This window comes from Bacteroides salyersiae, from assembly GCF_031172035.1.
Classification (GTDB): Bacteria; Bacteroidota; Bacteroidia; order Bacteroidales; family Bacteroidaceae; genus Bacteroides; species Bacteroides salyersiae.
In genome coordinates this window covers 3,187,444-3,201,764 of record NZ_CP133452.1, presented here as the reverse complement: position 1 = coordinate 3,201,764, position 14,321 = coordinate 3,187,444, and the positions used below count along the sequence as shown (strand labels likewise).

Here is a 14,321-nt window from a genome sequence, read left to right as displayed (position 1 = left end):
AAACAAATAAGAAATAACATCATGAAAAATAAAATAAAATATATTCTGGCAGGCTGCTGCCTGATGACTACTTTTAGTTGCAGTGATTTTTTGGAAAGATATCCTTTAGACAAAGCGGTCAACGATACATATTGGAAAACGGAAGCCCAACTGCGGGCTGCCTTGTATCCCTGTTACGAAGGTTTGCAATATGACCTGATAATCAATCTGGGTGAAGCTTGTGCGGAAACAGTAGTATGGGGAGACCCGACATCCGGCTTGAGTAAAGTGAGCGGAGGAACCAGCAGTGCGCAAGACAACTTTCCATTCTACAATTATTGGAGAGACATTTATGGCCACATTTTTGATTGCAATAACTTTTTAGATAATTATAATGCCGCAGATGTCCCTCAAGAAACAAAAGACGTGTATGCGGCCGAAGTGAAAGTAATCCGGGCGTTACAGTACTTTTGGCTGACTTCTGTATGGGGTGATGTACCTTTGATCGATAAGGTTATCAGTTCTGAAGAAGCTTATGGCCCCCGTAATCCCAAAGAAGAGGTCGTCGATTGGATGATCGAAGATCTGAAGTGGGCAGCCGAGAAACTGAGTCCGGAAATTCAGACCGGTCAAGATGTAGGCCGTATCGACAGATGGGGAGCCTTGGCACTGATGGCACGTATCGCTCTCCAAAATCAAAGATATGAACTGGCGGAAAAGGTCTCCAAATATATCTTGGATAACAGTCCTTACGATTTATATGACTATGAAAAGGTTTATCACTTGGAAGGAAATTCTGAAAATGATCCTGATAATAAAGAATCCATCATTTATAGCTTATACGTAAAAGATATCCGGATGAATAATATGACAAATTATACTTGTACACCGGTAAATTATATACGTTTGAACGCTTCCAAAACATTTGTCGATGCATTTCTTTGTACAGACGGCAAACCTGCCACTACCGGTTTGGAATATTACAAAAGAACCGATGTTGCCGTTTCCCCTCTATCAAAATATCCGGTAACACATTATGCCGATTACTTCAAAGATAGAGATCCACGTATGAAAATGACCCTCTATACCCCGGGAGATGCATGGCCCGGCGGTGATGATGGTGATGCCGGCAACAGAGTAAATGCAACTTTCGGCTTACCTCGTTTTGCTTCCTTGCAAGGGAACAATAATAACGGTGCCAATACAAAGACCGGATTTTATTTCAAAAAATATAATTCTCCGGAGTTGGCCGGTCTGACAGACCAAGATCACAATAACATCAACGTAATTCGTTATCCGGAAATTATCCTTATTTATGCAGAAGCCTTATTTAACCAGCAAGGAGAAACTTTAACCCAAGACCAAATCGATGAAACGATCAATCGCCTGCGTAACAGGGTAGGAATGCATCCGATGAAACTCTCTGAACTGGAAGCATGGAATATGGATTTAAAAACAGAATTAAGACGTGAAAGACGAATTGAAATGTCATTCGACGGTATGCGGTACTTTGATATTCTGCGCTGGAAAGAAGGTTTCCGCCTCGGCCGTGCTATTACTTGCCCCAGCTTGGAGGTATGTATGAATGAATTGGGTGGCTGTCCGTACGTGGACGATCAGGATAACCCGATTGTAGATGAGTTCGGTGATGTGGTTTATGATAAATCTACTGCCGAAGGCGGTTCACGTAATTTTGATGAAAGCAAGCATTATCTATGGCCTGTCCCCTATCAGGAAAGATTAAAAAACCCATCGTTAGGACAAAATCCAGGTTGGTAAAAAAACAATATCATGAGACATAAGAATATATACCTGTCCATATTCACTCTGATGGCTCTCTTCTGTTCCTGCGGAACAGAAGAGAATGCTCCGGAAACTTCCGGGAATGGCGGAAACGATTCGGATGAGGATACGAAAAACTAAAATAAACAAAATGAAAAAGTTTCTATTAATAACATTACTTTCAATCTTTGGGGGTAATTGGGCTTTCGCTCAAAAACAAGACACATTGCGCATCCGTGTCATGACTTATAATCTCCGTTTTGGTGAGCTGGCCTCTCTGGAACAAATAGCCGAACACATCAAAGCTTTCCAACCGGACTTTGTCGCTTTACAAGAAGTTGACAGTAAAACCTACCGTGAAAGAGCCCCCAGACAGAATGGAAAAGATTTCATTACAGAGTTAGGATACCGCACCGGAATGTATCCTTTGTACGGAAAATCAATTACTTATAAAAATGGATATTACGGTATAGGAATGCTTTCCAAACATCCGTATTTCAGAGTAGAGAAAATGATGTTACCTCGCCCACAGGAAAAAGAACAAAGGGTGATGCTTCAAGGTACTTTCGAAGTAAACGGTACCGATACAATTACTTTTGCCTGCACGCATCTGGATTATTTTTCAGAAGATACCCGTTTTTTACAGATACAAAAGATTACGGAAACATTGATGCAATCGCCTTACCCTGTCATCTTAGGAGGTGATTTCAACGCACGCCCAGACTCCAAAACGATACAAAGAGGAATGGCCGGTTGGAATTTACTGACAAATGACGATCTTACTTTTCCATCCCATAAACCATCTATAAAAATTGATTATCTCTTCGGATATCCTAAAAACGCTTGGCGTGTTGTTCGTACTCAATCCATACAATCGCTGTTATCAGACCATTTACCTATTATCACAGAATTAGAATTAATAAGAGAAACTAAATAATTAACAGTATGAATAGACTCAATACCGCTTTACGCTGCCTATTGGTGACTGCCATAAGTCTCTGTTATGGATTGATTCAGGCACATGCAGACGATTCGGGAAAACAACTGACGATGATGACCTATAATATTCAAGGGCACACCATCATCAACTCGCGTCAGGTAGATAAAATTGCATCTGTCATCAAAAGTGTAACTCCCGATGTAGTAGCCATCCAAGAAGTAGATCAAAGATTTGTGAAAGACTGTGCCGAACAATTGGGTACTAAAACCGGAATGAAATCCCGTTTTTTAATTACTCACAATACCTACTACGGTATCGCCTTATTAAGCAAAGAAGAACCGCTTGGAGTAAAAACCCATCTTATTCCTAAAGGAACAGGAGGAGGAACGGCAAAACCCGATCCGGATGACAATCGTGGAATCATAATTGCAGAATTTCCCGATTATTATTTCCTATCTACCCATTACTCTCTGAATGCAGAAGACCGAGATGTAGCAACCGACTATATCATCAAATTTGCAAAAAGTGTCAGTAAACCTGTTTTTTTAGGAGGTGATCTTAACATAAAAGAGACTTACCGGGCGATGGTTACATTCAAAAATAATGGATTTTCTATCTTAAATAATACCAAACAGTTCACCTATCCGTCTACGGCTCCGGCAGACTGTATTGACTTTATCTTAGGTCACAACCAATCTTCCACATCCTATCGTGTTGTAGAAACCGGAATTGCTGATCAGAGTGAAATCGACCTCACAGCAGTCTCAGACCATTTACCTGTCTATGTAAAAATCGACTTATCAAACGCTACCGGTAATAAACCGATAACGGATGAGAAAAACAATATAGAGATTGTAAAAGACGGTAACAATTATCGTATAACAGGAATTGAAGGAATAGCTAATGTAAAGCTTTACTCAATCACCGGAGAAATCATTTTCGATACCTATATCCAAGATGGAGACAAATTACCTATTTACAACCAAAAATCAAAGATTGTTTTGCTATGGTTGAGAAACGGTAATGAGATCTATACACATAAGCTGGTGTTATAAAATCGAACTTTGGAACTTTTATCTGATATATCATTTATTAATCAATTAAAATTGTATTGTTATGAAAAAACAAATTTTACTTTCGGCAATATTAAGTTTAGCAACATGTAATATGTTTGCAGCAGACCTTACGGTGACAAGTGCCAGTGGCGACCCTTCAGTAGAAGGTTCTTTCCCTAACATAATGGCAAGTGCACAAACTGACGATGTTATCAAGTTTAATCTTGCAACGGATGACATTGAAGAATTTGATGCTGTCACCATAGATTCCAAATCATTGACTATCGATGGTATGAACCAAGCTACCGGAAACAAAATAAAATTTACCGGTGCCAAGCAAACATTATCAATGAAAGGAGCTTGCACGATTATGATTAAAAATTGCGTCTTTACAGGGAAAAATAAAGCTCAAGCATTATTCGTACAGACAGGAGCCAACCTAAATATCCAAGATTGTGACTTTATCAAGAATATGCACAGTAGTTCGGGTGGCGTATTAGGAGTAAGTCAGGATGTAACCTGCTCTATAAAGAACTGTCTTTTCGACGGTAACTCGGCAACAGGTGATGGAGGCTGTATCCGCATTTATAATAATGCCAAAGTGACTATTGAAAACTCTACATTCAAAAACAACAATAGTTCGGCTTCCGGAGGTGCCATTTATATGTATAGCACCAATGGTAAAAACGAATCAGCATTTGCATTGACAATAACAAACAGTACATTTGTGAACAATTATGCCGGAAACCGTGCCGGTGCTATTTATATCTACTCACGTGATGTATCAAAACCACTTGACGGTGTAAAAATTATCAATAGCACCATCACAGCCAATTACTCAACCAAGAATTTAGGTGGCGGTATTTTCGTATGTTCCAATACTGATTGTTCTTCAAAACTGGTATTGGTAAATACCATTATTGCCGGAAATACAGGTGGGTTGGTTGATGGAGCTTATTTCGTTCCTACTGATTTAGGTTTCTGGAAAGGAGACAAAAAAGACGGCGTTGAAATCGTAAGAAACTATGATTGGGAATTAAAGAACTGTGTTTATGGAGCGACTTATGCTACCGCAGACGATACCCAGTTAAACAATGTAGACCACTCTGCCCTGTTTGATAACTCCAATATCAAGGTTACTGATTTCGCAACCAGCAAGCTGTTTACTTCATTGTACAAATTGGATAACACAGTATTTCCCGATATTGAAGGAGATGAAGTATGGAGCCCGGCTCTGAGTAATGATGCCACACCTATCGCTTCTCTTTGTGAAAACAGTATTGCAATAGCCAAAGGAACAGCCAGCTATGCAGGAGTAACGATTCCTACAACAGACCAATTAGGTACTGCCCGCCCGGCTACTCCCGCCATCGGTGCTGTAGAATATGGAAGTGCAACCGGCCTATGGAACCCGGCAGCCCAAAAGTCAAGTATTAAAATCTGGAATGATGGTAACCAACTGTTCGTAGATGGTTTCGAAGGTACTGTGTCCGTATCTGTTTACGACTTGACCGGCAAACAAGTATACGAAGGTACTATTCAGAAAGATGCTTCAACCACTTTAAATATAGATAAAGGCATCTACGTTGCTAAAGTGAACAATGTTACGGCCAAATTAGTCATGAAGTAATGTAATCTTAACACAATCCAACTATCATTTTTCAGCCGGCAACCGGGGAGATTCCCCTAATGTCTTTGGTTGCCGGCTCTCTTTATTAATTTTGAAAATCTAATTGTATGAGAAGCTTCTTTCTTACCTGTTTTTCTATTGCCTGGGTATTTTTTACGGGCGCCTGCACCGATACTTCCGGTTCCGCCGATATTGTAACTCCTGCCAAACACGTCATCGAACGGCAAATTGGAGAAAAAGTAAATGGTATTAGTTTTCAACAGATAAATCCCGTTGACGGGAAAGAAACCTTTGAAATAGAAGCAAAAGAAGGAAAACTAACCCTCAAAGGAAGTAGCACAGTAGCACTTTGCTATGCTTTTCACACCTATCTGAGAGAAGCATGCCATAGTATGAAGACTTGGAGTGGCGAACATTTGGAACTTCCCTCTTTATGGCCCGATTATTCATTAAGAAAACAAACCACGCCTTACGACTTCCGGTATTTCCTGAATGTCTGTACCTACGGATACACCACTCCCTACTGGGACTGGGCGCGCTGGGAAAACGAAATAGACTGGATGGCACTCCGAGGAGTAAACATGCCGTTGGCCACTGTTGCCAGCGAAGCCATTGCCGAACGAGTATGGCTGCAAATGGGATTGACAAAAGAAGAAACCAGAGAATTTTTCACTGCTCCGGCACACCTCCCTTGGCATCGCATGGGAAATCTGAATACTTGGGACGGACCTCTGTCCGACGAATGGCAGAAAAGCCAGATTGAATTACAACATCAGATCATTAACCGCATGCGCGAATTGGGAATGCAGCCGATAGCACCGGCCTTTGCAGGTTTCGTGCCGATGGCTTTTGCCGAAAAGCATCCCGATATAAAGTTCAAACACCTGAAATGGGGTGGTTTCGATGATAAATTCAATGCCTACGTGCTCCCTCCGGATTCTCCTTTCTTTGAAGAAATCGGAAAACGGTTCGTCAAGGAGTGGGAAAAGGAATTCGGAAAAAACACTTATTATCTCTCGGACAGCTTCAACGAGATGGAACTTCCTGTTGCAAAAGACGACGTGGAAGGAAAACATAAATTACTGGCCCAATACGGAGAATCTATCTATCGCTCCATCACGGCAGGAAATCCGGATGCCATCTGGGTGACCCAAGGCTGGACATTCGGCTATCAACATGATTTCTGGGACAAAGCAAGCCTGCAAGCATTATTAAGCCACGTCCCGGATGATAAAATGATCATCATCGATTTAGGTAACGATTACCCGAAATGGGTCTGGGGAACCGAACAGACCTGGAAAGTACATGATGGTTTCTACGGAAAGAAATGGATATTCAGCTATGTGCCTAATTTCGGAGGAAAAACACCTTTGACAGGCGATTTACAGATGTATGCCACCTCCTCAGCCGAAGCACTGAAAGCCCCTTCTCACGGAAACCTGATCGGTTTTGGCTCAGCACCCGAAGGGCTCGAAAATAACGAAGTGGTCTACGAGCTACTGGCAGATATGGGATGGACCGATCAGGCAATCGATCCGGAGCAATGGATGCCTTCATATTGCACGGCCCGTTACGGTGCCTATCCGGAAAGTATGAAAAATGCCTGGGAGCTATTCAGAAAGACAGCATACAGTTCGCTGTATTCCTATCCCCGTTTCACTTGGCAAACGGTAATTCCGGATCAACGGCGTATCAGTAAGATAGACGTAAGCGACGATTTCCTGCACGGAATAGAATTATTCTTGGCAAGTGCAGACAGCTTAAATCGTTCCAAACTCTACGTCAACGATGCCATTGAATTTGCTTCCTATTACATCGCTGCCCAAGCTGACAAACTTTACAAGCAAGCACTGACTGAAGATACCGCCGGAAAGCCGGTTGCCGCACATCAACATTTAAATCAAGCTATCGACCTGCTGCTAAACGTTGATAAATTGCTGGCTTCTCACCCGCTCTACCGTTTGGAGGAATGGGTGGAACTGGCCAGAAATAGCGGTACTACACCTGCGGAAAAAGATGCTTATGAAGCAAATGCCAAACGGCTGATTACCACTTGGGGAGGATTCCAGGAGGATTATGCAGCACGTTTTTGGAGCGGATTGATCAAAGATTACTATATTCCGCGCCTAAAGCTCTATTTCTCCAAGCAACGCGGTGATTTGGACAACTGGGAAGAAGAATGGATACGTACTCCTTGGCATAATACCACTACCCCATTTGAAAAACCATTGGATATGGCAATCGAATTGGTACAAAAAGCCAAGGAAATAAAAAATTAAAGTCTTATTTTTGGTGAATCAAAAAAGGTTTGATTATAAAGAGGTTTTAATTAAAACGATGCACAACCATGAAAAAGATACTTCTTGCATTCGACTCATTTAAGGGTTCAGTTGGGTCTCTCGACATTGCCAAAGCAGCAGAGAAAGCTATTTTAAAAGTATATCCTCACTGCAACATAGCCACGTTTCCGATTGCAGACGGAGGCGAAGGAACGACAGAAGCCATCTGTACGGGATTAAATGTCGACAGAATATCATGCCTCGTACACGATCCGTTGATGAACCCGATTGAAGTAACCTACGGAATTACCCGAGACGGAACAACGGCCATACTTGAAATGGCCGCCGCCAGTGGTCTACCGTTAGTCCCGGATCTACTACGAAACCCGATGAACACTTCTACCTATGGCACGGGAGAAATCGTTCTGGATGCACTGAACAGAGGTTGCCGGCAGTTCATCATGGGGCTTGGAGGGAGTGCGACGAATGATGCCGGGATAGGTATGCTGGCTGCTTTAGGCGTTCGTTTTCTCGATAAATCGGGAAACAGGCTGGATCCACAGGGAAGCAACCTGATGCACATAGCTTCCATTGACGATTCACATCTCCACCCGGCTTTGCAAGAATCTTCTTTTATTATTGCCTGTGATGTAAACAATCCGTTTTACGGTCCGCAAGGAGCCGCTTTTGTATATGCTCCGCAAAAAGGGGCCTCCGATGAAGAAGTAATAGCACTGGACAAAGGTTTACAACATTATGCTGCTGTAATCGAGGAACAGAAAGGTATAAACATCGCTTCCATCCCCGGTGCCGGAGCAGCCGGTGGTATGGGAGGCGGTCTGTTGCCTTTCCTCCGGGTTACCCTCAAACTGGGCATCGACACCATACTGGAAATACTGCATTTTCACGAATCGCTGCAAGATGCCGATTTAGTATTCACGGGAGAAGGAAAACTCGATGCCCAGACAGCTATGGGAAAAGCACTGGGTGGAATACTGAGAATAGCTCACGAACAGCATGTTCCCGTAATAGCATTGGGAGGAGGAGTAGAAGCTACCACCCAACTGAATGAAATGGGATTTACCGCCGTACTGTCCATTCAACCGGCTCCTGTTTCCTTAGACAAGGCCATGCAAAAAGAATTCACCCTGAATAATATAGAGCGAACCGTCACCCAGCTCCTCCGTATCATACAGCATTTCACCCCGAATTCCTAAATCCCCCGAATCCAAGCATAAATCATAAATCACAAATCATAAATCAAATCCTCTTCTATGACTGCCATCGGTGCTTTATTCGGATTATTAATATCCGTCTTTTTAATTATAAAGAAAATATCTCCTACCTACAGCCTGATTGCCGGTGCTATTGTAGGCGGATTATTGGGTGGACTGTCACTGGCAGATACCGTAAGCGTGATGACGGACGGTGTCAAGGACGTAACTCCAGCCATTATTCGCATTCTTACGGCAGGTGTGCTATCGGGCATACTAATCAAAACAGGAGCAGCAACTACTATTTCCAATGCCATCATCAACACACTCGGTGAGAAGCGTGTATTTGCCGCTTTGGCTCTGGCCACTATGTTGCTGTGTACAGTCGGCGTCTTTATCGACGTAGCGGTTATCACCGTAGCCCCCATCGCCTTATCCATCGGAAAACGTCTGGGGCTGTCGCCATCCGTGCTGCTGATAGCCATGATCGGCGGTGGAAAATGTGGTAATATAGTATCTCCCAACCCGAATACCATCATTGCCGCCGAAAACTTTAAAGCCGATCTCTCATCGGTCATGTTTTATAATGTTCTGCCGGCAGTTATAGGACTACTTTTTACGATTTTCGTCATCATGCGTCTTATCCCTAAAAGATTGACAAACAATGGAACCAAACAAGAAGAAGAAGTTGCAGACGACAAACAATTACCGTCTCTTGCCAGCAGTCTGGTAGCCCCCATTATCACAATCATCCTACTCGCCCTGCGGCCTGTGGCAGGAATCACCGTCGACCCTCTCATCGCATTGCCCATCGGCGGCATCTGCGGCATTCTCTGCATGAAACAATGGAAAAACATCTTGCCGAGTATAGAGTACGGTCTTCAAAAGATGTCCACCGTAGCCGTACTGCTGATCGGAACAGGAACAATTGCGGGCGTCATCAAGAACTCCACCCTTAAAGACTGGATACTGCATCTTCTGGAACAAGCGCATTTCAACGAAATAATGATAGCCCCGGTATCGGGCGCGTTAATGTCCGCCGCTACGGCATCCACTACCGCTGGTGCTACGCTTGCTTCGGCTTCCTTTGCCGATGCCATCCTTGCCGTAGGCATATCAGCCGCCTGGGGAGCTGCCATGATAAATTCCAGCGCTACCGTTCTGGACCACCTGCCCCACGGCTCCTTTTTCCATGCCACCGGAGGCGTTTGCGAACTGACGTTTAAAGAGCGGTTAAAACTTATCCCCTACGAAACCCTCATAGGAGCCGTATTAGCCACCTCCACCACCCTTCTATGTCTCATCTGGTAGTTCCCGTTTCACATAATTCATAATTCATAAATCATAATCCATAAATCATGAATCCCCCTATGTCCACCCACCAACGTCTTCTCTCTCTCGATGTTTTGCGAGGTATCACTGTTGCCGGCATGATACTTGTCAACAATGCCGGTGCATGTGGATATGGCTATGCCCCACTACGGCATGCAAAATGGGACGGCTTTACTCCTGCCGATCTCGTCTTCCCGATGTTCATGTTCCTAATGGGAATTTCCACGTATATCTCCCTCCGGAAATACAATTTCCGATGGCAACTTACAATCGGAAAAATAATAAAACGTGCTTTTCTTTTAATTCTGATAGGCATTGCGATGAAATGGCTCATCCATTCCTTCGAAACGGGAATCTGGAACGACTGGGAGCACATGCGCATCTTAGGAGTGATGCAACGGCTCGGCATCTGTTACGGGATCACTGCCGTCATGGCATTATTCATCCCACACAAACGTTTTCTTCCGATAGCCCTGCTCTTGCTAATAGGCTATTTTATCCTTCAACTGGCAGGAAACGGATTCGAGAAAAGTCCCGATAACATCATGGCCATAGTCGATTCCACCGTTTTAGGAACCAGCCACATGTACTTGCAAGGCCGGCAATTCGTTGAGCCCGAAGGAATTCTGAGTACCATTTCTGCCGTAGCCCAAGTAATGATCGGTTTTGTATGCGGTCACATGCTTATCAACCGGAAAGACAACCAGGAGAGGATGCAGCAACTCTTCTTTATGGGCACTCTCCTGCTCTTTGCCGGATTCCTGCTCAGCTATGCCTGTCCGCTGAATAAACGCCTGTGGTCACCGAGTTTCGTGCTGGTTACTTGCGGAATAGCTGCTTTGGCATTGGCTGTACTAATTGAAGTAATCGACGTCCGAAAAAAGAAAGAATGGTGTACTTTCTTCAAAGTCTTCGGGGTTAATCCATTGCTGCTATATGTAGCAGCCGAGATATTCGGTGACCTGTTCCGTACATGGCATATCAATACTTTCCTGTTCGATACCTGCCTGCAACCTCTATTCGGCAATTATTTCGGTTCGTTCATGTATGCCGCCCTTTTCCTGTCCCTCATTTGGCTGGTGGGATATATTCTGTTTAAAAAACAAATTTACATAAAACTCTAATTAAAAATGATGAAAAGAAACATTTGTCTGGTTATCGTAACCCTATTCCTCTCCCTCGCGGCGGGAGCGAAAGAGAAAGACGTAGTTGCCATGCAATCGATGGTAAAACGTCTCATTCCGGCATACGCCGAAAACTTTCAGTTCAGAAAGATAAAACCGATAGACGGGAAAGACTGTTTCCGCCTGGACGCTTCCGATCCCCGGAAAATCATAATCAGTGGCAACAATGCCAACTCGATGGCTATGGGACTGAATCACTACTTGCGATATTATTGCCTGACCACTATCTCCTGGTATGCTGACATTCCGGTAGAAATGCCTGAAACACTTCCGGCTGTCGAGAAACCCATTCAAATAGAAGCGAAAGTAGACCGGCGTTTCTTCCTGAATTATTGTACATATGGCTACACCATGCCTTTCTGGCAATGGAAAGATTGGGAACGCCTCATCGACTGGATGGCGCTAAACGGCATCAACATGCCCCTGGCCATTACCGGACAAGAAGCCGTGTGGTACAAAGTATGGAAGAAAATAGGACTGACGGATGAAGAAATACGCTCTTACTTTACCGGACCGACCTATCTTCCCTGGCACCGGATGGCCAATATAGATGGATGGAACGGCCCTCTACCCATGCACTGGCTGGATAGCCAAGTGGAATTACAAAAGAAAATTCTGACCCGCGAACGCGAATTGAACATGAAACCGGTACTTCCCGCCTTCGCCGGACATGTGCCCGGTGCACTGAAGCGTATCTTCCCCGAAGCGAATATTCAAAATCTCGGAAAATGGGCAGGTTTTGCCGAAGAGTATCGCTGTCATTTCTTGAATCCGGAAGAAGCCTTATTTGCTACTATCCAAAAACAGTACATCAAGGAACAAACCCGTCTCTTCGGGACAGATCATATTTATGGCGTAGACCCTTTCAATGAGGTAGATCCTCCAAGCTGGGAACCGGAATACCTCAGTAAAGTATCCGCGGACATGTATCACACCCTGACTGCTGCCGACCCGAAAGCCGAATGGATGCAAATGACCTGGATGTTCTACTTCGACCGTAAAGACTGGACCGCACCGCGCGTGAAAGCAATGTTGACAGGAGTGCCGCAAGGCAAAATGGTACTTTTAGATTATCACTGCGAGAACGTGGAATTATGGAAAACCATCGAACACTTCCACGGCCAACCTTACATTTGGTGTTATCTTGGTAACTTTGGCGGAAACACCACGCTCACCGGAAACGTAAAAGAAAGCGGTGTCCGTCTGGACAACACCCTGATAAACGGCGGAAGCAATTTTAAAGGTATCGGCTCCACGTTGGAAGGATTGGATGTGATGCAGTTCCCCTATGAATATATCTTCGAAAAAGCCTGGACACTGAATACGGACGATCGCAGTTGGCTGAATGCTCTTGCCGACCGTCATACCGGAGTTACCTCCGAACCGGTTCGCGAAGCTTGGGATATCCTGTTCAATCAAGTGTATGTACAAGTTCCCAGAACCCTGGCCGTACTACCCAACCTTCGTCCCGTAATGAATAAGCCCAACAACCGTACTTCCATCAACTATCCGAATACCGCTCTGCTTCAGGCATGGCAAAAGCTGTTGCAAGCTCCCGATTGCAATCGCGATGCACTCCGGCTGGATATCATCACTGTAGGACGCCAACTACTTGGAAATTATTTCTTGACGGTAAAAGATGACTTCGACCGCATGTATGAAGCCAAAGACCTGCCGGCATTAAAGGCAAGAGCGGCAGAAATGCGCGAAATACTAAACGACCTGGAACGTTTGAATGCCTTCCATAGCCGTTGCTCGCTCGACAAGTGGATTTCCGATGCCCGCAAATACGGCAATACCCCGGAATTGAAAAACTATTATGAGAAGAATGCCCGCAATCTGATTACCACCTGGGGAGGCCGTCTAAATGATTATGCCAGTCGTACTTGGGCAGGACTTATCAAGGACTACTATTCCAAACGTTGGGACATGTATCTGGACGCGGTCGTTGCAGCAGTTGAAAATAATCGGGAATTCGATCAGGAAAAGCTGGACGGAGAATTCAGACTGTTCGAAGATTCATGGGTGAGTTCCACCCGCCCTGTTGAAGTAACTCCGGAAGGCGACCTGCTTATTTACGCCCGTTTTTTATTAAATAAGTATAAACGAAAAATAAACTAATCATCAGGGTAACGACAAAAGACAATGCAACTTGCAGTGAAATGTGATGCAACTTGCAATTTTGAAAACAGTATTTAAGTCCCTAAAGACGCAGTATCCTCTGTATGAAAGGGTATAACTTCTTTCCGAAAAAGATGTGGCAGAATAGAAAAAACTGCCACATCTTTTTCATAAATCCCGACTATCTGCAACATCAGAAGAAATATTCATCTGTTACAGACATAAAACATGTCAGGACTTAAACTCTTTCACAGCCCTTTCCAATCTTTCCAAACTCAATTCTCCGGATTGTCTCCACAATTGTTCACCTTTTCTCATCAAGATGAATGTAGGCGTACTTTCAATCGTATAAAATTCGGCAAGAGCATTTTCCTGATCCACGTCCACCTCCACGACTTCAAGAATACCTTCCATCATTTTCTTAAACTGTTTCACCACCGGATGCATACGCTTACAGTGAGGACACCAAGTTGCATAAAATTCTGCCATGACCCAATCGCCATGACTCAGTTTTTCCTCATTTCTATTTTCACGGGCTATTTTCTTTTCTTCCATTTCGATAAATACTTTAAATTGATTAACTGCTGTTCCAACAACACAAAAAGGGAGAATGTTTACGATACAGACAAGAATAAAGATAGATTAATACATCGGGCAACCAAGCCCTTCAAAAGTATCGATCCATTCTCAATATTGACAAAAAACGATCCGCTTATGTCAAGATATGCCACTTAAACGTTTCTTCATCATACTACTTAACTTCAATTATATCATTTTATTCAAATATTCTCCTGCTTTTTTTTGC

11 protein-coding genes are annotated in these 14,321 nt (G+C 43.8%); 10 read left to right on the top strand and 1 reads right to left on the bottom strand.

Features of this window, described 5'->3' with window-relative positions:
- The first annotated feature begins 21 nt into the window (after positions 1 to 21).
- From RB604_RS11765 to RB604_RS11720, 10 genes are all read left to right on the top strand, one after another.
- Positions 22 to 1,758: a RagB/SusD family nutrient uptake outer membrane protein gene (locus RB604_RS11765; protein ID WP_007480313.1), complete on the top strand. Its 1,737-nt coding sequence runs from the start codon at positions 22 to 24 to the stop codon at positions 1,756 to 1,758.
- A 12-nt stretch (positions 1,759 to 1,770) separates the two neighbouring features.
- Positions 1,771 to 1,902: a hypothetical protein gene (locus tag RB604_RS11760; protein WP_259327220.1), complete on the top strand. Its 132-nt coding sequence runs from the start codon at positions 1,771 to 1,773 to the stop codon at positions 1,900 to 1,902.
- A gap of 10 nt (positions 1,903 to 1,912) precedes the next feature.
- Complete coding sequence (locus RB604_RS11755; RefSeq protein ID WP_055295458.1) at positions 1,913 to 2,698, top strand: endonuclease/exonuclease/phosphatase family protein; 786 nt, start codon at positions 1,913 to 1,915, stop codon at positions 2,696 to 2,698.
- Between the two features lie 8 nt (positions 2,699 to 2,706).
- Positions 2,707 to 3,756, top strand: coding sequence for an endonuclease/exonuclease/phosphatase family protein (locus tag RB604_RS11750; protein WP_055295456.1), 1,050 nt, complete (start codon positions 2,707 to 2,709; stop codon positions 3,754 to 3,756).
- Positions 3,757 to 3,817: 61 nt separating this feature from the next.
- Positions 3,818 to 5,386 (top strand): T9SS type A sorting domain-containing protein, encoded by a 1,569-nt coding sequence (locus RB604_RS11745; protein ID WP_055295454.1) that lies wholly within the window; start codon positions 3,818 to 3,820, stop codon positions 5,384 to 5,386.
- Positions 5,387 to 5,493: 107 nt separating this feature from the next.
- Positions 5,494 to 7,665 carry an alpha-N-acetylglucosaminidase gene (locus RB604_RS11740; RefSeq protein WP_055295451.1) on the top strand — a complete coding sequence of 724 codons (2,172 nt, stop codon included), beginning with the start codon at positions 5,494 to 5,496 and terminating at the stop codon, positions 7,663 to 7,665.
- A gap of 68 nt (positions 7,666 to 7,733) precedes the next feature.
- Positions 7,734 to 8,882: a glycerate kinase family protein gene (locus RB604_RS11735; protein WP_055295449.1), complete on the top strand. Its 1,149-nt coding sequence runs from the start codon at positions 7,734 to 7,736 to the stop codon at positions 8,880 to 8,882.
- A 57-nt stretch (positions 8,883 to 8,939) separates the two neighbouring features.
- Positions 8,940 to 10,190: a GntP family permease gene (locus RB604_RS11730; RefSeq protein WP_055295447.1), complete on the top strand. Its 1,251-nt coding sequence runs from the start codon at positions 8,940 to 8,942 to the stop codon at positions 10,188 to 10,190.
- Positions 10,191 to 10,249: 59 nt separating this feature from the next.
- Complete coding sequence (locus RB604_RS11725) at positions 10,250 to 11,335, top strand: acyltransferase family protein (RefSeq protein ID WP_055295445.1); 1,086 nt, start codon at positions 10,250 to 10,252, stop codon at positions 11,333 to 11,335.
- 6 nt (positions 11,336 to 11,341) lie between these two features.
- The gene (locus RB604_RS11720; protein WP_055295443.1) at positions 11,342 to 13,516 is read left to right on the top strand and encodes an alpha-N-acetylglucosaminidase; all 2,175 of its coding nucleotides are present in this window, start codon (positions 11,342 to 11,344) and stop codon (positions 13,514 to 13,516) included.
- A 231-nt stretch (positions 13,517 to 13,747) separates the two neighbouring features.
- Here the strand turns inward: RB604_RS11720 and RB604_RS11715 are convergent, their stop codons facing one another.
- Positions 13,748 to 14,071 carry a thioredoxin family protein gene (locus RB604_RS11715; protein WP_055295441.1) on the bottom strand — a complete coding sequence of 108 codons (324 nt, stop codon included), beginning with the start codon at positions 14,069 to 14,071 and terminating at the stop codon, positions 13,748 to 13,750.
- Positions 14,072 to 14,321 lie beyond the last annotated feature (250 nt).